The organism is Gimesia chilikensis, from assembly GCF_007744075.1.
Taxonomy (GTDB): domain Bacteria; phylum Planctomycetota; class Planctomycetia; order Planctomycetales; family Planctomycetaceae; genus Gimesia; species Gimesia chilikensis_A.
Window position 1 is genome coordinate 460,197 of record NZ_CP036266.1, and the last position, 19,464, is coordinate 479,660.

General features: G+C 55.7%; 14 protein-coding genes. 9 read left to right on the top strand and 5 right to left on the bottom strand.

The genetic code is table 11. The features are described from left to right. Positions 1 to 34: 34 nt before the first annotated feature. Both HG66A1_RS01835 and HG66A1_RS01840 read left to right on the top strand, forming a co-directional pair. Positions 35 to 3,232 (top strand): YCF48-related protein, encoded by a 3,198-nt coding sequence (locus tag HG66A1_RS01835; RefSeq protein ID WP_145180298.1) that lies wholly within the window; start codon positions 35 to 37, stop codon positions 3,230 to 3,232. A 169-nt stretch (positions 3,233 to 3,401) separates the two neighbouring features. Beyond that, the gene (locus tag HG66A1_RS01840; RefSeq protein WP_197996945.1) at positions 3,402 to 4,364 is read left to right on the top strand and encodes a hypothetical protein; all 963 of its coding nucleotides are present in this window, start codon (positions 3,402 to 3,404) and stop codon (positions 4,362 to 4,364) included. Here HG66A1_RS01840 and HG66A1_RS01845 read toward each other — a convergent pair whose 3' ends face one another. After that, positions 4,365 to 5,846, bottom strand: coding sequence for a sodium:solute symporter (locus tag HG66A1_RS01845; RefSeq protein ID WP_232106735.1), 1,482 nt, complete (start codon positions 5,844 to 5,846; stop codon positions 4,365 to 4,367). It abuts the gene before it with no gap. A gap of 167 nt (positions 5,847 to 6,013) precedes the next feature. Between HG66A1_RS01845 and murQ the strand changes: the two genes are divergently transcribed. Then, positions 6,014 to 6,913: an N-acetylmuramic acid 6-phosphate etherase gene (gene murQ, locus HG66A1_RS01850; protein ID WP_232106736.1), complete on the top strand. Its 900-nt coding sequence runs from the start codon at positions 6,014 to 6,016 to the stop codon at positions 6,911 to 6,913. A 49-nt stretch (positions 6,914 to 6,962) separates the two neighbouring features. Beyond that, a complete protein-coding gene (locus HG66A1_RS01855) occupies positions 6,963 to 7,913 on the top strand; it encodes an N-acetylglucosamine kinase (protein ID WP_145180303.1) in 951 nt (316 codons plus the stop codon). 15 nt (positions 7,914 to 7,928) lie between these two features. On the opposite strand, the gene HG66A1_RS01860 is transcribed toward HG66A1_RS01855, so the two are convergent. The 3 genes from HG66A1_RS01860 to HG66A1_RS01870 are packed head-to-tail and all read right to left on the bottom strand — an operon-like array spanning position 7,929 to position 10,701. Then, positions 7,929 to 8,744: an SDR family NAD(P)-dependent oxidoreductase gene (locus HG66A1_RS01860; protein ID WP_145180305.1), complete on the bottom strand. Its 816-nt coding sequence runs from the start codon at positions 8,742 to 8,744 to the stop codon at positions 7,929 to 7,931. 60 nt (positions 8,745 to 8,804) lie between these two features. Beyond that, positions 8,805 to 9,719: a succinylglutamate desuccinylase/aspartoacylase family protein gene (locus HG66A1_RS01865; protein WP_145180307.1), complete on the bottom strand. Its 915-nt coding sequence runs from the start codon at positions 9,717 to 9,719 to the stop codon at positions 8,805 to 8,807. A 46-nt stretch (positions 9,720 to 9,765) separates the two neighbouring features. Beyond that, positions 9,766 to 10,701 carry a peptidylprolyl isomerase gene (locus HG66A1_RS01870; RefSeq protein WP_145180309.1) on the bottom strand — a complete coding sequence of 312 codons (936 nt, stop codon included), beginning with the start codon at positions 10,699 to 10,701 and terminating at the stop codon, positions 9,766 to 9,768. A 288-nt stretch (positions 10,702 to 10,989) separates the two neighbouring features. Here HG66A1_RS01870 and HG66A1_RS01875 point away from each other — a divergent pair, with 288 nt between their 5' ends. From HG66A1_RS01875 to HG66A1_RS01895, 5 genes are all read left to right on the top strand, one after another. Beyond that, positions 10,990 to 11,883, top strand: a complete 894-nt coding sequence (locus HG66A1_RS01875) for a mechanosensitive ion channel family protein (RefSeq protein ID WP_145180312.1) — start codon at positions 10,990 to 10,992, stop codon at positions 11,881 to 11,883. An 814-nt stretch (positions 11,884 to 12,697) separates the two neighbouring features. Next, positions 12,698 to 13,825, top strand: a complete 1,128-nt coding sequence (locus tag HG66A1_RS01880; RefSeq protein ID WP_197993772.1) for an ROK family transcriptional regulator — start codon at positions 12,698 to 12,700, stop codon at positions 13,823 to 13,825. Between the two features lie 50 nt (positions 13,826 to 13,875). Further along, positions 13,876 to 14,400: a DUF1572 family protein gene (locus tag HG66A1_RS01885; protein WP_145180316.1), complete on the top strand. Its 525-nt coding sequence runs from the start codon at positions 13,876 to 13,878 to the stop codon at positions 14,398 to 14,400. A 113-nt stretch (positions 14,401 to 14,513) separates the two neighbouring features. Next, positions 14,514 to 16,271: a hypothetical protein gene (locus tag HG66A1_RS01890; RefSeq protein WP_145180318.1), complete on the top strand. Its 1,758-nt coding sequence runs from the start codon at positions 14,514 to 14,516 to the stop codon at positions 16,269 to 16,271. A gap of 169 nt (positions 16,272 to 16,440) precedes the next feature. After that, on the top strand, positions 16,441 to 17,841 hold the full coding sequence (locus HG66A1_RS01895) for an SGNH/GDSL hydrolase family protein (protein WP_145180320.1): 1,401 nt from the start codon (positions 16,441 to 16,443) through the stop codon (positions 17,839 to 17,841). Positions 17,842 to 17,957: 116 nt separating this feature from the next. On the opposite strand, the gene HG66A1_RS01900 is transcribed toward HG66A1_RS01895, so the two are convergent. Then, positions 17,958 to 19,391 (bottom strand): sodium:proton antiporter, encoded by a 1,434-nt coding sequence (locus HG66A1_RS01900; protein ID WP_145180322.1) that lies wholly within the window; start codon positions 19,389 to 19,391, stop codon positions 17,958 to 17,960. Positions 19,392 to 19,464: the final 73 nt, after the last annotated feature.

The following is a 19,464-nucleotide window of genomic DNA, read 5'->3' on the forward strand; positions in this document are numbered from 1 at the left end:
CGACACCCTGAATCGATTCGAACAAGGATGTCCGATGCTGATTTTCAACCGCCGGAATACTCATATCACCCTGAGCGTGCTCTTCCTGCAGAGTCTGCTTGCGCTCTGTCTGCTGGCTTCACCTGTCTCGTTACAGGCAGACACAGGAACCGGGGCGGCAGGTTCGCCTCTGCTCGACGATGCCAACCTGCATGCGGTACAGTTTCTGGGTTCCAAAACCGGTTGGGCAGTCGGCGATCGGGGCGTGATTCGCAAGACCGTCGACGGCGGACAGAGCTGGCAGTTTGTGCCGAGCCCCGTGGATTGTCCGCTGAGACATATCTGTTTTGTCACCGACCAGATCGGCTGGATCGCCGGTGGAGGGACGGCCCCTTACGGTCATTTAAACCAGGGCGTCCTGCTGTTTACCAAAGACGGAGGTAAGACCTGGACCGAACTGATCCAGAAGCGATTACCGCGCCTGCATTACGTGCGGTTCTTCGGCATGCAGCAAGGGGTCGTGGTGGGAGACACCTCGGTCCAGCATGCGACCGGCGTTTTCAAAACAGAGGACGGAGGCCAGACCTGGCAGGATATCACAGGTCACGAAGCGGACGGTTATCGCAGTGCCGCCTTCTTCGATGAAGAGACCGGAGTCGTGGCCGGCAACCGGGGGCATCTGACCCTGGTCGGGGGTGGCGCCGTCATGCCGCCACGCTTTCCACCACAGGGGCTGCGTGGTATTCAGAACATCAATGTCCCGTTGACTTCACCGGGCTGGATGGCCGGCGATGGCGCCATGTTACGAAAAACGACTAATCGCGGTCTGGTCTGGGAAATGCCTGCAGGGGCGCTGCCCGATCCCTTAAAAGATTTTACCGATTTCAAAGCCGTCGAAGTCCGCGGTGAGCGAATCTGGGTCGTCGGCGATCCGGGATCGGTGATCTGGCATTCCAGAGACGGAGGCCAGACCTGGCATCAGCAGTGGACGGGACAGAGTCTCCCCCTCTCATCGATTGATTTCGTCGATGATCAGATCGGCTATGCAGTGGGGGCACTCGGTACCATCTTACGGACCAGTGACGGTGGGATGACGTGGCAGTCGAATCATGCGGATGCCCGTCGTGTGGCTCTGATGTGTGTGCATGCCCAGCCCGAACAGATCTCGTTTGAGATGCTGAGTAAATATGCGGGCGATCAGGGTTACCGCAGCATGGTTATGCTGCCGATCCGTCGTGACCTCGGACCGGAGGGGCCCCGATTTCAGGATCTGGATCTGCGACTCGGCGAAGCGGTCGTCAGTGTCGGGGCTTCTGTGGGACGACAGGACTGGCGGTTCCCTGTCGATATTCCTGAGTTGGAACAGAATGCTGATCGCCTGATTGCAGAATGGAACAAACATACGGAAGGTCGGCTGGCTGCGGTCACGCTGAGTCGCTTTGTATCGCAGTTGCGTACCTGGCGACCCGACGTATTGATCATCGATCAGCCCCAGGGAAAGGATGCTGCGTCCACTTTGATGAAAGATGCGATGCTGCAGGCCGTCCGTTATGCCGCCGATGGCTCGCGATATCTGGAACATCGTGAGCAGGCGGGATTGAACCCCTGGAAGGTTAAAAAGGTCTTTCTGCGCTTGCCGCCGGGAAGTTCGGGACATGTCTCGGTTGAGGCGGACGAATATCTTGCGCGTCTGGGCCTGACGGCTGCGACCGCGGCTTCGTCCGGAAAACAGATTCTCGGCAAGGAAGTCACCGGCGAAGAGAGTCGCTTTGTGTATCGGCAGATCGATGTTGACGCCGTTGAGGGAGCAGGGGCACCGTCCGTGATTTCGGGGGGAAGCCTGTTTGCGGGGATTGGTATCGCACCGGGTTCCGCGGCACGTCGAAAACTGTCAGAGATCAACGTTGAAGATGAAGAACGTAATCGGAAGCTGGCCGAACGTCAGCGGAACCTGAAAGCGATTGCTGCGAAGCTGATTGCTGATCCCCAGTATTCCGCACAACTGGTATCACATTTGAAAACGATGACACAGGGCATGTCTGAACGGCAGGCGGCGTTGCAGCTGGAGCAGCTGGCTCAGCAATACATCGATCACCAGGATCTGGACAAAGCCGAAGCGACCTGTCAGGAACTGGTCGAGCAGTATCCGCGTCAGCCGGAGGCCGTGCGGGCGATGCTCTGGCTGTTCCAGCTCTGGTCGAGTGAAGAGATCGCCTGGCAGAGAAATAAAAATGTGCCCGTGGAACGCAGTCGGTCGACTAACTCACCCGGACAGGTGACCGATCAGGTGCAGAACGCTTCGCAGTTTTCGGATCCTTCAACCGCCTCGCTGCTGGAGACCGTGCGGCAGGTAGGTCAGCTGAATACAGGGGCGCCCCAGAACTGGCGGACCCAGACCGCTGAGAACTGGAAGAAGCAGGCCCTGGCGGCGGTGCGCTGGTTCCAGAAATACGCGCCTGCTTTTTATGAGACGCCGGAAGTCCAGATTCCCCTGGCGTCGCTGTATCGTCTGATCGGTTCACATGGCAAGGCCGACGATATTTTCCGCAATTACCACACTCCCGCGGCGAACGAGTCGTGGAAAAAGATTGCCAAAGCGGAAAACTGGTTACTGCATCCGGCCAGTGCCCCGCCACGTCCGGTGTATCTCTGTAAATTCACCAAGACGCGACCGATCCTGGACGGCGTGTTGTCCGATGAATGCTGGCAGTCCGCAGACGAACTACACCTCTCCGCGAATCCTGCGGAGAACGGGGGAGACCCGGATGCGATTGGCGCCAACCCGCTGGACCGTCCCTTTGTACTGATGTCTTATGACCGGGACTACCTGTATGTGGCCGCCAGTATTCCAGTCAGAGACGAACTGGAATATCCTGCAGCTCCCGATTCGGGGCGGACATACGATGCGGATCTGCAGCAGCAGGATCGCCTGGCTTTCGCGTTTGATATCGATCGGGATTACACGACTTACTATCAGCTGGAAGTCGATCACCGCGGGTGGACGCGTGACAGCTGCTGGATTGATCAGAGCTGGAATCCCCGCTGGTACGTGGCGCGCGAGAAAGACAAGCGCCACTGGCGGACCGAGTTCGCGATTCCATTACAGGAACTCGTACCACAGACACAGCTCAAACGCAGCACCTGGGGCTTTTCGGTCGTGCGGATTCTGCCTGCCCTCGGTCTGGAAGGCTGGAATTATCCCCTGACGACGTCTCCCCGTCCCGATACGTTCGGGCTGATGAAGTTTGAATAGACGCGCAGTCGGGAATCGTCACAGTCGCCACTTTTCTCTGATGCTCTGCGTTTCACGCAGCATTCGATTCGCTTATGATGACGTCGATTAAGAATCGATGGGACAATCGGCGGTTGAGTTGCCGCTGGTCAGCAGAGCGAACAGTTTTGAAAGAGAAGATGGAGCGGCGATGGGTTACCTGATTGGCATGGACGAAGCAGGCTATGGTCCGAACCTGGGACCGCTTGTGATTACGGCCAGTTTATGGGAAGTCCCCGGGGAACCGCGCGACTTCGATTTCTGGTCGGCACTGGAATCTGTCGTTTCCAACAGTCGTCCCCGCCGTAATTCTGAATTGCTGCACGTCGCCGATTCCAAGGAAGTCCACTCGTCTGCCAAGGGGCTGGGGCCGCTGGAACGTTCGATCTTTCCTTTCCTGCAGGTGGTCAATGGCTTCGATCAGGTGGATTCACTGGGGAAACTCTGGCGGTTGCTGATTGCTTCTCCCGCGCATCTGGACGCCATTCAGGAACATCCGTGGAATGGAGATGATCGGTTTGCACTGCCTACGGCCGTTGAACCCGAGGGGACGCGCGACTCACAACAGAAGCTGCAGGCGGCACTGGACGCAGCGGGCATCCAGCTTAAGGCACTCTGCTCGGAGATTGTGTTGCCCGAACGCTTCAATCACTTATGCAGAGAGTATGGCAGCAAAGGAGTGATGCTGACGCGGCTCTGTATGCAGCTGTTGACACGCGTCTGGGATCGGGAGAGTAATGAGCCCACGCTGATTATTGGAGACAAGCACGGGGGGCGGAATCGCTACGATGAATATCTGGATGAGATCCTGGATGGCGAAATGATCTTCCGCGTGGAAGAGTCGACAGCACGGAGTATCTATCGTGTGGGGGCCACCGAGATTCGCTTCCAGACCAAAGCCGAGGCGCATTTTCCGGTCGCGGTTTCCTCGATGGTCTGCAAGTACACCCGCGAAGTGATGATGGAACTGTTCAACCAGTTCTGGTCGGAACATGTGCCGGACATCAAGCCGACGAAAGGCTATCCGGTTGATGCGCGACGTTTCAAAAGTGAAATCGCGGCTGCCCAGGCTGAACTGGAGATTTCCGATCAGATTCTGTGGCGCGGTCAGTAATTACTCGGTGGCTTCTGAATCTGCAGACTCAGTCGCCGGGAAGAAGCGACTGGTGGCAATTCCCACTACGAAGACGGTCGTGGCGCCGATGAGCGTGTACCAGGGCCAGGCGACGGTGCCCTTGATGATGAAGGCGACATAGAGCACGGTGGCCAGTCCGACGAGAAAGCCGAGCAGGGCAGAAGCCTGCGAGGCCCGCTGACTGAACGTGGCCAGGAAAAAGATCCCGAGGATCAGGCCCGTAGAAATGCCGGCGATGGCCAGCACGTTTCCGACGACGCTGCTTTCAATCGACTGGCTGGCGATCCCCACGAAGATCTGCGCGAGACCGAAGAGAACCGTAAACACACGACTGAGGGCGACCAGCTCGGACTGCTGTTTTTTCTTCGAGGTCAGCGGTAAGTAAAAGTCGTTGACCAGGGCACTGGTGGTTGAGCTGAGGGAACTGGAGAGGGTCGACATCGCGGCTGCGAAGACGGCGGCCAGCGTGAGCCCTTTAATCCCCTTGGGCAGGTTGTCGATGATGAAGGTGGCGAACACTTCATCGGGCTTCTCGAAGGGCGTGGCTGGCGGGAAACTCTGATAGAAGGCCGCCAGGCCAATACCGAGGAGCAGAAACAGAGCGAACTGTAAGAAGACCACGAAGCCACTGAATCCGAGCGCCCGGGCCGCATCGCGCTGATTGCGTGCACCGAGGTACCGCTGGATCATCAACTGGTCGGCACCATGGGTGGCCATCGAGAGGAACATGCCGCCGACCAGTCCGGCCCAGAACGTGTAAGTCTGAGAGAGGTCCCACTGGAAATCGAACATGGTCCATTTGTGATTCGCCACGGCGAACTGCTGATAGTCGGTCCATCCCCCGGGGAGTGCTTCGAGGATGACATAGAACGCGAACAGGGCGCCGGCGATATAGATCACGAATTGCAGGCAGTCGTTCCAGACGACCGATTTCATCCCCCCCAGACAGGTATAAATGATCGTGCCGATACCGATGACAACCACGCAGGCAGAGATGGGAATTCCGACCACTTTCTCCAGCACGAGCGCGGTCAGGTACAGGCGGAGTCCATCCGCGAGGGTACGCATCACGATAAAGGTCAGCGAGGCCAGGCGTTCGGTTTTGCCGCCGAACCGTTTTTTGAAGACTTCGTAAGCGGAAAAGATTTCACCCCGGAAATAGAGGGGAAGCAGAAACAGGATCACCAGGAAGCGTCCCACAATATAGCCCAGAGGAAGCTGCAGAAACTGGAGGTTACCGTCCGGCTGATAAGCGATGCCGGGCACACTCAGAAAGGTGACGGTGCTGGTCTCTGTGGCCACGATGGAGCCGAGGATGGCCCACCAGGGAAGCGTTTTTCCGCCGAGCAGATAGTCGGACAGATCTTTCTGCTTGCCGCCCACCCAGGATCCGAACCAGACAACGCCTGCCAGGTAGAGTCCCAGGATGATCAGATCGATATTTCCGATGGCGATGTTCACAGTGCAACCCGTTATATTGGAACGTGTGATGATTGGCAGAACGCGTGACAGGAACTTCAGGGGGCACAATTTCCAATTCCAGTGGAGTTTGGCGAAGTGCATCCTTTCGGGATTCAGAATCCCGGTTATCATAGTAGCTGTCCGCTTCCAATTCGAACAGGCAAAAGATGATGTTAGAGCATTTAACGACCGAACAACGCAACCCGGCATCCGACAAGATTGATGCCATGAGCAGTCTGGAAATCGTGCAGCTGATGAATGCTGAAGATGCCGGCGTGGCGGCAGCCGTCGCGAAAGAATCGGAAACGATTGCCGCTGCCGTCGATCTGATTGCCGAAGCGTTTCGACGGGGAGGTCGACTGGTTTACATCGGCGCAGGAACCTCGGGGCGACTGGGAGTGCTGGATGCCAGTGAGTGTCCGCCAACGTTTAACAGTCCGCCCGAACAGGTAGTCGGGTTAATTGCAGGGGGGCGAACTGCACTGACGAATGCCGTCGAAGGGGCCGAAGACCATCCCGAGTTCGCCATCGCCGATCTGCAGGAACTGGGGCTCAGTCAGGATGATGTCCTGGTCGGAATCGCCACCAGTGGTCGGACGCCGTATGTGATTGCCGCTTTGCAGTACGCGCGAGAGCAGGGGGCCGCTGCCATCGCGTTTACCTGCAATCAGGAGAATCAACTGGCGGATGTGGCCGATCTCACCATCTGTCCGGTGGTCGGTCCGGAAGTCGTTACGGGTTCCACGCGTCTCAAGGCGGGGACGGCAACCAAAATGGTGTTGAACATGTTGACGACCGGGGCCATGGTGCGGATTGGTAAAACGTATGGCAATCTGATGGTCGATCTGCGGGCCACGAACAAGAAACTGATTGACCGCTCCATTCGAATATTGATCGCGTTTACCGATCTTCCGCGTGACGAAGCCGAGACGGTACTGGAAGCCTGTCATGGTGAATTGAAAACTGCGATCGTGAGCGTGAAACGGAATGTGTCTCCCGAACGTGCAGAGGAGCTGCTCAAGCAGGCGGGCGGTCATCTGCGACGGGTACTGGATGCAGCCGAGTGAACTTGAGTCCGTCGCTGGCAGGGCAAATCCCCTCTGAGGAATTCACGGTATGACCGGATTACAGTCCCGACAACTGGCACTGGGCATCGACGGTGGTGGCACCAAAACCGTGGCAACTCTGGCTGTGGTGACGGACGCAGAAAATTTTCACGTCGTTGGACGGGGAACGGCGGGGGCTTCCAATCTGAACGCGGTGGGCCTGGATGCGGCTGCTGTTGAATTGCAACGGGCAGTCGAGCTAGCGTTTCAGTCTGCTGGTGCAGAACCGCACACGGTGTCTGTATTCTGTATGGGTATGGCGGGAGCGGGACGATCCGCCGAGCAGCATGCCTGGACGGAATGGGCGGTTGAAAAGCGGTTCGCGGAGGAAGTGGTCGTGGTCACCGATGCCGAGACGGTATTGGCAGCGGGAACTCCGGCAGGGACCGGAGTGGCATTGATCGCGGGAACCGGTTCGCTGGCTTTCGGGAAAGGGGCCGACGGTACTCAGACGCGCGCCGGGGGCTGGGGATATCTGTTGGGGGATGAAGGGAGTGGCTATCAGCTGGCGATCGCGGCGATCAAGGCGATCCTGCGGGCGGTTGACGGACGGGGGCCGGAGACGGTTCTACAGTCACGATTTCTAAAGGCCTTGAATTTGAATGCTCCCGAGGAGCTGATCGGTTTTCTCTACCAGGATCCGGGAGACCGCGGTCGGATCGCCCGGCTGTCAGGCCTTGTGTTTGAAGCCGCTATGGATGAGGATGCGGTGGCCCGTTCGATTGTGGATCAGGGCGCGCAGGAACTGTCTGAGCTGGTACTGGCGGTGGCGCAGCGGTTGCATTTCAAAGCAGACGCGTATGCGCTGGCGCTGACTGGTGGGATATTGTTGCATCAACGCGATTACCGGGTCTCTCTGCTCGAACGTCTGGCAGAGCAGCAACTGGCTCCCGCGACCATCGAGTGCGTTGAAGATCCGAGTCTGGGTGCCGTGCGGATTGCCGTCCGTTTGCTGGGATAATGTGTTGGGTTCTGGCTACGCTTCCGGGAACTGATCGGGGATCTGCAGCTGTTTTACCGAGTAGGGTGAGCATTGCTGTTTCCAGCCGCCGTCGATGGTGACGGAGGTTCCGGTGAGGTAGCTGGCGTCTTCTCCGGCCAGCATGACAATGCTGTGGGCGATTTCCCGCGGATGTGCCCAGCGTCGTAAAGGGATCATGTCTTCGGAAGCCTGGCGGATTTTCGTGGCGGTGGCCTGCTGGTCAACGGCGATATCCTGTCCCATCGCGGTGTCGATCGCGCCGGGATTGACGCTGAGTACCCGAATGCCTGCAGGGCCATAGAGCGTGGCCAGTTCGTAGGTCAACGAATCGAGGGCCCCTTTGGCTGCGACGTACGCTGGACTGATCCCGGCTGCCATCTGAGACTGGATGCTGGAGACGTTGATAATCACTCCCTCTCCGCGGGCTTCCATGTGGGCTGCACACCATCGTGAGAGGAACGCGGGGGCGGTCAGGCAGACGCGCAGGGTCTGTTCCCAGCTGGCGAGTTCAATCTTCCGCATGGTGGTGATTTCCCGCCAGGCAGCATTATTGACCAGGACATCGATGCGTCCCCAGGCGGAGATACATTGTTCGACGGCAGACTCTGCATACTCCAGATCTGCGAGGTCACCGGTGCAGATGATATATTGACGGCCTGCATCCTCGATGCGTTTGGTGATGGGGTTGAGGTCTTCCGAGGGGAGGGCGAGCAGGACGCAGTCATAGCCCCGTTCGGCAAAGCGGACGGCGGTCTCCCCGCCGATGCCTCCCGCGGCTCCTGTGATCATGGCAACCGGTTGCGGGTTCATGGCGAGTTCCTTTCCGTCTCTGGTTTGGATTGCTGAGGTTTCAAAGCGTTGTGGCATGCTTCAACTGGCGCTGTGATCGGTTTCGAGAATTACCACCAGCCATTCGTTCTGCTTCACATAGGGGAGCGTGCGGATTCCCAGGACCACGCCGGTCTGACTGGCTTTGATGCTGGTGATTTCATCTCCCAGTGGCGAGCAGATGGTTCCCAGGGTGTCTCCTGCCTGAACGGTATCCATTAACTGGATCGCTGGTTCAAAAAAGCCCGACACGGGGGCACTGTTATGCAGTTGCAGGTGGCCACTCTGATCGCGGTTGTCTTCGATCTCGTACTGAATTGGCTGTTCGGGAACGGGTTCGTTCCGCATGCCGAGGGCAGACATCACGTGTAGACAGCCTGCGGCATAACCGGAGACGGCGGTGGCGTTGCACTGGCTGCCGCCTCCCCATTCGGCATAGATCGCAGGCACATTCGCGTCGCGGGCGGCAGACAGGGAGCGTCCTTCCAGCGTGGCGGTCGTGCCCCAGACAACGGGCAATCCGAAGGCGCGGGCCATCGTGCGTTGTGTTTCCAGGATGGCTGGATCGGAGTGCAGACAGTAGCCGGAGAAGGGGGCCAGGTCAGAAATCACGCCTCCCGTGTGCAGGTCAATCAGATAGTCGGCTGACTGAATCAGCTGCGTGGCCTGATGGGCAATCTGTTCGGTGATGGAACCGTCGGGCGCGCCGGGAAAGGTGCGGGCCAGATCCAGATCATCCGGACCACAGCGCTGGCAGCGTTCGTATGCGGGTTGATTCAGTACCGGCACCAGCGTGACTTTGCCGCTGAATTCAGCGGGTTTGAGCAGGGTGATCAGTTTGCGAATGGCGGCCATGGGTTCGTATTCATCGCCGTGTACGCCGCCGAGGATCAGCAGATGCGGTCCGGGTTGCTGGCCTGTGATGACAGTCGATTCAATGGGGGGCAAACTCGACATGGGGGTTACTTCAAGTGAGAGTGAGTTCGAGTGGTGAGCGCCAGGATCAGGATTTTGGTTCAGTTTTCCATTCAATTTTGGCCGTGGAACGCAGCTTCTGCAGCGTTTGATCGTAGAGTTCGCGGGAGAGCGTCTGAAAGAGTTCGCCACGCACGTCTTCCAGACTGAACTGGCCAGGGTGTTTCTTATTCAACGTGATGAGGTGCATGCCAAAGGGGGATTGGAAGGGTTCACTGATTTCACCTTCTTTGAGGGGGAAGACCTGTCTGGTGAAGACCAGCGGCATTTTTCCCCGATACGCGGAGGTGACCAGTTTGCCTCCCTCTGTTTTGCTGGGGGCCTGCGAATACTGGGCGGCAGCTTCGGCGAAGCTCAGCTTGCCGGACTGGATCTGATTCCGCAGATCCAGCAGCTTCTGTTTCGCTTGATCGATTTCCGTTGTGGACGCGTTGGGGGAGAGTTTCAGAAGAATTTGACTGGCTTCGACGCGGGTGCCATCCAGCTCTTCACGATGAGCGTTGAAATAAGCCTGCATTTTTTCCGGTGTGATTTCCTGTCGGGCATAGAGATTCCAGGCCAGCGGCAGGGCAATCGCAGCGCGGAGCTTTTCGGGAGTGAAGCCCATTTTCGTGAGTACCTGCTGCGGATTATCGCCTTTCTTGCGGATGAAGTTCTCGACTTTGACGACACTTTCATCCAACTGTTTCGGCGGGACTTCGATTTTCTGCGCTTTCAGAAATTCCTGGATCAGACGTTGATTGATCAGCTGCTCCAGCAGTTGCTGACGGAGAGCCGGCGGTGCATCGGTGATGCCACGTGAGAGCAGGGCAAATGAGAGGTCAGCCTCAGTCACCGTCTGGCCATTGACGGTCGCGAGCACCTCGTCGGCTTGTGTTGCAGCGCGAAGCGGTTGTCCTGCGGTGAGGCCCAGAAGAGCCAGGCAGAGGAGATATGTGAAAGAGTGACGGCGCGGCGATGACATCGTGATTGCTTCCTGCAAAGGGCGAAACGAACTCAGATCGAAGAAGATTCCGGAGGGGAATCGCCTTAGTGAAATGAGTGTGGTGAGGATATTATTGCATTTTCGAACCACGCTGTCAGTGTGAATCGGGCGGCGAAAATTATGAAAATCAAAGTTGGACTCCTGAAGTCAACTGTCTAAAATCAAGTCAACCTGAAGCAGCAGAGGAGCTCATTGGATTTTCCCGGCTGTGTGGGGCATTCAATTCCATACTCATTTCTTTTTTACTCTTGAACAAGGGGCCCGCGCATGTGGTCAATCCTGGCTCAGAAAACGTCGACGGTTTCCGAAGATCCTGTGGCAAAGGCAAATGAACTCTGGCACACGGTCAAAACATTCCTGGCGACCCAGGGGCTGCAGTTCGCGATTAATGTGGTTGTGGCGCTGGCGATCTTTGTGGTGGGGAAATGGATTGCCAACATTTTGAGCCGGTTCTGTAATCGTCTGATGAAGCAGGCGAAGGTCGATGAGACACTGGCCCGGTTTCTGTCGAATATTGTTTACTCGATTCTGCTGGTCATCGTCGTTCTGGCGGCGCTGTCGGAATTGGGGATTAACACAACCTCTCTGGCAGCGGTTCTGGCTGCAGCCGGTTTTGCGGTGGGGATGGCCTTCCAGGGAACGTTGAGTAATTTTTCTTCGGGTGTGATGCTGATCCTGTTCAAGCCGTTTCGGGTGGGGGATTACATTGAAGCGGCCGGGACGGCGGGTGTGGTTGAGGAGATTCAGATCTTTACCACATCGATGCGCACCGGGGATAACATTGCGATTGTTGTGCCCAACAGTCATATCACATCTGGCAACATCCGCAACTTCTCCATCAAGGAGAATCGCCGCATCGATCTAGTGATCGGGTGTGGCTATGACGATGACCTCAAAGCGGTCAAAGCCTTTCTGGAAGAAGTCGTGAACGGGGATGAGCGGGTTCTGGCCGATCCTGCACCGGTGATTGCCGTCAATGAACTGGCTGACAGCAGTGTCAATTTCGTCGTGCGTCCCTGGGTTAAAAATGCCGACTACTGGGCCACTCGCTGGGATCTGACCGAACGGATCAAGCTCGGCTTCGATGAGCGTGGCTTTACGATTCCTTATCCCAGCCGGGATGTGCATCTTTATAATGAGAGTGCAACCGGCGTGGAATAGCGAGGCGATTCCGGTCCTTCCTCGGGAGCTAAGTCTGCTGCAGGGTTGGTTTTTTCATTCTGCAACTGCCCCGGAAATCAGCCGGTTTTAAAAATCAGGTCCCACTGAAGTTCCGTGGTTGACGTAGTAAATCCGTGGTTCAGGAAATGCGGCTGAAAGCTGTCTTTCGCAGGGTCGTTTTCCGGCTTCAGTAACGAAATCGGGGGGCTGGTCCGGTCGTAACGATTGTGGGTTCGTTATCTGACTTGGATATCCGCTTTTAATAGTTATCCCTCCACACTTCAGTTCAAACTGCATTTATATTTAATTAACCTGATAATTGGTGGAATTACTTACCTTTCTCCGAAAATTTCAATTTCTCAAGTGTTGTTGAGCGCAACTCGTTAGTTCACAAATAATACCCGGTTGATCATGTGTGGTAGATTTCAACTCAAGCAGGCCCGAGTTGTCTTCTATGTGGTCAGCCGGGTCTGTTTGTTCAGTTGTCGCACTTGGGACCCTTCCTGAGTTTTATATCTGAGACTCCAGCTCGAAAATCCCGCAGATGAAAAAATGAATACCTTCTTTTTGGTTCGCGTTTGTAATTACGAAAAGATTCCGTATCATATAAAATTACTGCGGCAGGACGATTCAGAACCCTGCATCAAGTGCTCTCCAGGATCGCCAGTCTGATCAGAGCCGGATCTCACTTATAGTAATGATTACCGAGTGAAATTTAGATTCATTTCGACGACCCGTCGTTGTACATTCCATTTCTTCCTTAATACGTAGAGTGACTATGCAATCCCCACACCGACCGAGCTTGTTACGAAAAATGAACGTTCGTAAGGTTTTGGAAGTTATCCAGAGCCAGGGAACATTAACTCGCGCTGATGTCATGCGTTGTTCTGGAATCAGTGCTCCTACTGTTTCCAAGGCGGTAAGTGCCCTGCTGGATGCGGGGTTGCTTGAGGAACGTGAGACAGCGGAATTTTCGGTGGGTCGTCCCGGCAAGCTGTTACAGTTACCGCGATTCAGTGCCCAGGTGATTGGCGTGGTTCTGGACTGGGATTATTGTTCAATCGTGGCCTCCGGTCTGGATGGTTTTCTGCACGAAGAAAAGCTCGATCAGTTCAAAACTCCTTCGTCGTATGAAGATCTGATTAATATCATTTCCCAGAAAATCATGGACCTGGTTAAGAAGGAGGAGATTCCTGCCCTGGGTGTCGGGATCACCGTGCCTGGTCTGGTTAACAGTAATGATGGTCGCATCTTCCTCGCGTCGAACCTGCACATTGTAGACGGACAGGCACCCGCGGTAGATATTGCTGCGAAGACTAATCTGGAATGCATCCTGGTGCAGAAATCCACCTCGTTGTGTCTCTCTGAAAAAACCTATGGTGCCGGCCAGGATCTGGAAGACTTCATCAGCCTGGACGTGACATCCGGTTTCGGTATGGGGGCCTTTACCGGCGGCCAGCTGCTGGATGGTCAACATGGTCTGGCGGGAGAAATCGCTCACATCACCGTCGAACCCCAGGGAGGACGTGTTTGTGGTTGTGGTAACCAGGGCTGCCTGGAAACCGTCGCGACCGACATGGCTTTGACTCATTATGTTTCGAAGCGGGTTGGCAAAGAGCTCGACTTTGATGCGATCAAAGAACTCGTGAAGCAGGGCGAACTCGATATTACACCGGAACTGGATCGCACGATCGAGTTCCTGGGAATCGGGGTGGCGGCTGCGATCAACATTTTCAATCCCTCGAATATCTTCATTTCCTCGCGGCTGTTTGATCTGCAGGACGATGTCTTCAGCAGAATGTGTGAACTGGCCAAGAATCGGGCTTTGAAACCTTCTTCCAGTTCTTGCGAGATTGAACGCTCGAAAGGGAATAAGTACCTGGGCGCTGTTGCCGGGATTATTAACCATCTGGCAAACGGTCTGGGACCGCGGTTGACCTAGAGTTGTGTCGAACCGCTGCGGAAGGCGCTCATCTGGAAGGGAACAGGGGTATGTCACCCTCGGCAGACGATCTGGCCCGGGAAGCGATTCGCGAATTCCAGCACCTGCTCGCGCAGTCGTTACGCAAAATCCGTCATTGTCTGGGTCAGTTGAAGCAGGAGCAGATCTGGTGGCGTCCGGAGCCGGGCCTCAACAGCATCGGAAACCTGATTCTACATCTGTCCGGAAATCTCAATCAATGGGCGGTGGCCGGCATTACTGGAGCCCATGATGAGCGTCAGCGGGAAGCCGAGTTTCAGGCCGAACAGAGCCACAATCGCGACGAACTGTTGTCTCTACTGGAACAGAGCGTCGAACGTGCGAACGCGGTCTTCCAGACGCTGTCTGCTGCTGACTTACTGGAGTCGCGGACGATCCAGGGCTTTTCCATCTCCGTGCTGGGGGCCATTGCCCATACGGTGCCTCATTTTGTCGGGCATACGCACCAGATCATTTATCTCACCCGGCTGCAGCTGGGGGAAACATACCAGTTCGACTGGTCCCCGGATGCAGAGCGAAACGGCGTGCCGATTTGAACCATGCGAAAACTGATTCAGAACGTGCCCGGTTTATTTTTTGGTAACCGTTAACACGCTACAATACCTGCTGACTGTCAGTATGTTGTTATCTGATCCGGGGTAAGGTTGTCATGTCTCGTAAGGCGAAACGAGCGCGAAAAAACACATCGAAACGGGAAACTGCTCAGGCTGAGAAGCGGGCTGCTGTCTCGAGTGTTCCTGCCAGCAGTCAGGAATTAGCGGAACCGTCGCCGGGGATTTCACGCCACACCTGGCTGTTTCTCTCCCTGCTGCTGATCTGGTCGTTTCTGGTTTCCTGCTTTCCGATGCGGAATATGGATATCTGGTGGCACCTGAGAACCGGAGAGCTCATTCTGGAGCGGGGGACCGTTCCTTATTTCGACTGGTTTACGTTCGTGGACTCTGATCGGCCCTGGATCGACATGCACTGGGGCTTCCAGTTGCTGGTGACCTGGCTGTATCACTGGGGCGGCGTCAATTTACTGATCCTCAGCAAAGCCTTCTGCCTGGCGTTGACGGTCGGGCTGGGCTGGTTTGCCGGTGGTCGGTTTTTGCCCCCCTGGGGGAAAGCCTTGCTGTGGATTCTGCCGGTGATCTGTCTTTCCGGTCGTTCGGTCGTGCGTCCGGAAATGCTTTCGCTGGTCTATCTGGCAGCCTGGATGCTGGTTTTGAACCGGGCTGCGGCGCGTCCCCAACTGTTGTGGCTGATTCCGTTACTGGCGTTGCTCTGGGTCAACAGTCATGCGCTGTTTGTGCTGGGGCTGGTCGTCAGCGTATTGTGGGTGATCGATCATCTGGTGCGCGGCTGGGCGCGGGGTCGCTTTGGGCTGGAACCGGCTGCGACGGAGCTGACTGGTGTGATGTTGATTCGCATCGCCGTGCTAACGGGAATTGCCTGCTTTTTGAATCCCTATTTCGAGCAGGGAGTGCTGTTCCCCCTGACGCTGTATGAAAAGTTTTCGGTGGACCAGGCCTTCTATTCCGTACGCATCGGTGAATTCCAACCGCCCCTGGATTTTATCAGACAGCATGGACTGAAGAATTTATTTCTGGCATCACAGGTGTTACTGGGAGTGTTGACGCTGGCCAGTTTTATTCCGCTGCTGATCAACAGACGGATCAACGTGTTTCGGTTATTGGTATTTGCTGCGTTCACACACCTGGCTTTCAAGGCCTCGCGGAATACCAGCATCTTTGCGCTGATCTCGGGGATTGTACTCTGTGACAATCTTTCGGACTGGTCCCGTTTCGGGATTGCTCTGTTCGGGAAGTCGGCGTCTGACGCTGCTGAGGGAACGCGTCAGTTATCTCGCGGATCGCTGGTTTCTGCGGGGATATTTCTGTTCCTGTTTATCAGCCTGTTTACCGGGTACTGGCATGCGTGGGGTGGTGAAGGGAAACGACTGGCGCTGGGAGAGGCGGAAGCCTGGTATGCGCATGGCGCCTCGAAGTTTGCAGGACAACCGGGGATGCCGGACCGTGCCTACATTTCCAACATGGGACAGGCGGCGGTTTACATTTATCATAACGGGCCCGAGAAGCGGGTATTCTTTGACGGACGTCTGGAGGTCAACAGCCAGCAGACGTTTGAATGGTACGAGCAGATCAAACAGCAGATGATGCAGGGGAGTACCGACTGGGCCTATTTGCTGCAGGATGAGAAGGGCCAGCTACCCGCGGTGATTCTCGACAGTCGCTATTCCCGGAATGAAATTATGGGAATGGCTGCGAATCCGGGCTGGATGCTTGTGTTTGCCGACCAGGCGGCTGCGGTCTTCCTCGATCGACAGACTGCGGAGCGATTGAAATTACAGCCCGCGGATCCCAGTCCCCTGGCTTATCCTCCCGGCATGAAAGTCCGCGAGTAAGCACACCTGAATACCGTCTGTTTTCTGATCCAGGAAAAACTGAGGGACGTCCGGGATGATGCTTGCAAATCAATGTCACTCAGGGGACATTAGATGAAATGAACAATTCTTTTCGTCAACAATGCTGACGCGTTGACACTCCAGAGAACCTTTACGCAGGGGAAACATCATGAAATATCCGAAGATCAGCTATCAACTGATCCGCCTGGCAGCAGTCTGTCTGTTGCTGCAGGCAACTACGCTTTTATCAGCTCAGGAAGCGGAACAGAAGACGCATCAGGCGCCGCTGTCAAAGATGGAATTGCAGACCGGCGATTCCATTGTCTTCCTGGGAGACAGTATTACGCATCAGTGCCTCTACACCCAGTATGTAGAAGATTTCTTTTACACCCGTTATCCGAAAATGCGTCTGAAGTTTCATAATGCCGGCGTGGGTGGTGCCAAGGCGTGGGATGCCCTGGCTCGTTTTGACCGGGACGTCGCCGCCTATCATCCCAAGTATGTGACCGTGCTGCTGGGAATGAACGATGGCCGCTATCAGCCCTTCAATGATGAGATTTTCAAGACCTACTATGATGACATGAAAGAGCTGATCAGCAAGATTGAAGGCATTGGTGCGACTCCGATCCTGATGACGCCGACCATGTTCGACGCCCGGGCGGCCCGCATGGGAAAACGCCCGCGGGATCCGGCTTCGGTAGAGCTGTATAACTCGGTTCTGGCGTATTATGGAACCTGGCTGCGTGAAGTTGCTACCGAATCAGGCTTCGGTTTTGTAGACATGTACGGACCGTTGAATAACATCACGATTGCGGAACGTCAGAAAAATCCCCAGTTCACGATCATCAGAGACGCCGTGCATCCCGATGCGCCGGGACAGGTGGTGATGGCGTTTGCCCTGCTGTCCGACATGAACGTGCAACGACAGGTTTCGCGGATCACCGTCAGTAAAAAAGCCAACGGTGAGGCCACCTCGACAGCGCGAGGGGGTAAGCTGTCTGATCTGAAATATTCAGACAACGGCGTCTCCTTCACCTGGTTGGCTGACAGCCTGCCCTGGGTGGTGCCCGCTGAGGCGAAGCTGGGTGCAGAGCTGACGAAACTGGGGCATCGGATGAGTCAGGAATCGCTATCGATCCATGACCTGCCCCCCGGCCGGTATGAACTGTCTATCGATGGGGAAGTCGTGGGACAATACTCCAACACGACCCTGGCCCGGCATGTTGAACTGCAGGGAAATCCAAAGACGCCTCAGTACCAGCAGGCGATGCAGGTCGCGTTGTTGAATAAGGAACGCAATGACGGCCCTGTGAAAAACAAACGCAACACCTGGCGGGTGTTCCAGGCGTATGCCCGGATGAAGCGGGAACTGGACGCACAGGGAGATCAGAAGGATCAAAAAACGGTGGCAAAGCTGGCAGAGCTGGACAAACGCCTGGCCGACCAGGATCGTGTGATCCAGGAGAGCGAAGCAGCTGCGAAAGCCCTGGAAGATAAGATCTATGAGATCAATCAGCCTGAGGCCCGGAAGTATGTTCTGAAGAAGGTGACCGCTGCTAAGAAAAAGTAAGCGACGCTGACATCAGAACTTGATTCGAGATGTTATAAAACAACAGGCAGCCCGGGTGTAAAAACCTGGACTGCCTGTTTTATTTTGCGCTGGTTGCGGTACTGGTTACCGTCTGCTTACAGGAAGATGATCGTCAGCAGGATTGAAAGTGGTAACAGGAACAGACAGCTGTAAACCATATAGCCAAAGAAGCTGGGCATCCGAATGTTGTTCTTTTCAGCGATCGCTTTGACCATGAAGTTGGGACCATTGCCGATATAGGTCATGGCTCCCATGAAGACGGCTCCCAAACTGATGGCAACCAGCTCAATTTCACTGACGCCGGCAACCATGGGAGGACTGCCGCCCGCAGATTTGGCCGTTTCAAAGAAGACGACATAGGTCGGAGCGTTGTCCAGGAAGCTGGAGAGCGTCCCTGTGGCCCAGTAGAACTTCGCAGGCGAATCAATGCCCAGCGAGGCACCGTAGACATTCAGGATCTGTACGGGAGCCTGCATGCAGATAAAAATACCGACGAACAGGGCGGCGACTTCAACGATGGCTTCGTAATTGAAGGAGTTCTGCTCGCGAATACTTTTTGAAGTTGTGAGCAGGGAAATGCCTGCCAGGGCAAACATGCAGCCTTCACGGAAAAAGTGAGGTGCACTCCAGCTGGTACCCGGGACCGTTTTGGAGGGGTCCAGCAGTGCGACGCAGAAGATGACCATCAGCAGCCAGAGGAAATTGATACCCCCTTTGAGTGCGAAAGGTTCAGGATCTTCCGGAACGGCTTCCACCCTGGCTTTGTTTTCTTTGCGATAGCGGACGGTGTCGAAGGCAAAATAAACGGCCAGCAGCATGCCATTCATGGCGAGCCACTCAGGCCAGAGCGTCAGCGTCCAGGTAAAGGGGACACCTCTTAAAAAGCCCAGGAACAGGGGCGGGTCACCAATGGGTAGCAGACAGCCGCCGGTGTTACAGACAACAAAGATGAAAAAGATGACCGTGTGTGCCACATAGTCACGTTTGGCATTCGCTTTCAGCAGAGGGCGGATCAGGAGCATGGCGGCGCCTGTGGTTCCGATGAAGCTGGCAATCGCGCCACCGATGGCGATGATGCCTGTATTCAGAATCGGTCGTCCCACCAGATGGCCGTTGAACGCGATGCCGCCACTGATGACATACAGAGAAAACAAGAGGGCGATGAAGGGGATGTATTCCCCGAGAATCGCATTCTTGAGGACGACGACGGCAGCAGGGAACCCGGGAGCTGACAGCTCGTGTGTGCCGTGATCGACGACGCCGTGTCCGTATAGGAATGTGTAATAGAGCAGGGTCACCAGACCCAGGCTGACCGCGACCAGAAACCGGTTTTTATTGTGTTCCCACCACTCTTCCGTTTTATGAATCAGGGGTAGAAAAGCGATACACAGCAAAAGCGCGGCGAACGGAATTACACTATAAAAGGCGGGAGGTTCGGCATGACCATGATGTTCCTCGTGAGGTTGTTCAGTCGTGGCCACAAAAGAGGTTGCTTCCAGTTGCGCGTATGTATCAGCGATTAAGTTCATCTCAATCGCCCTCCGTTACTTGGGGATTATGAAAAAATGGGTTAAAGCGCGAAAATCCGTTTTCATGTAGAAC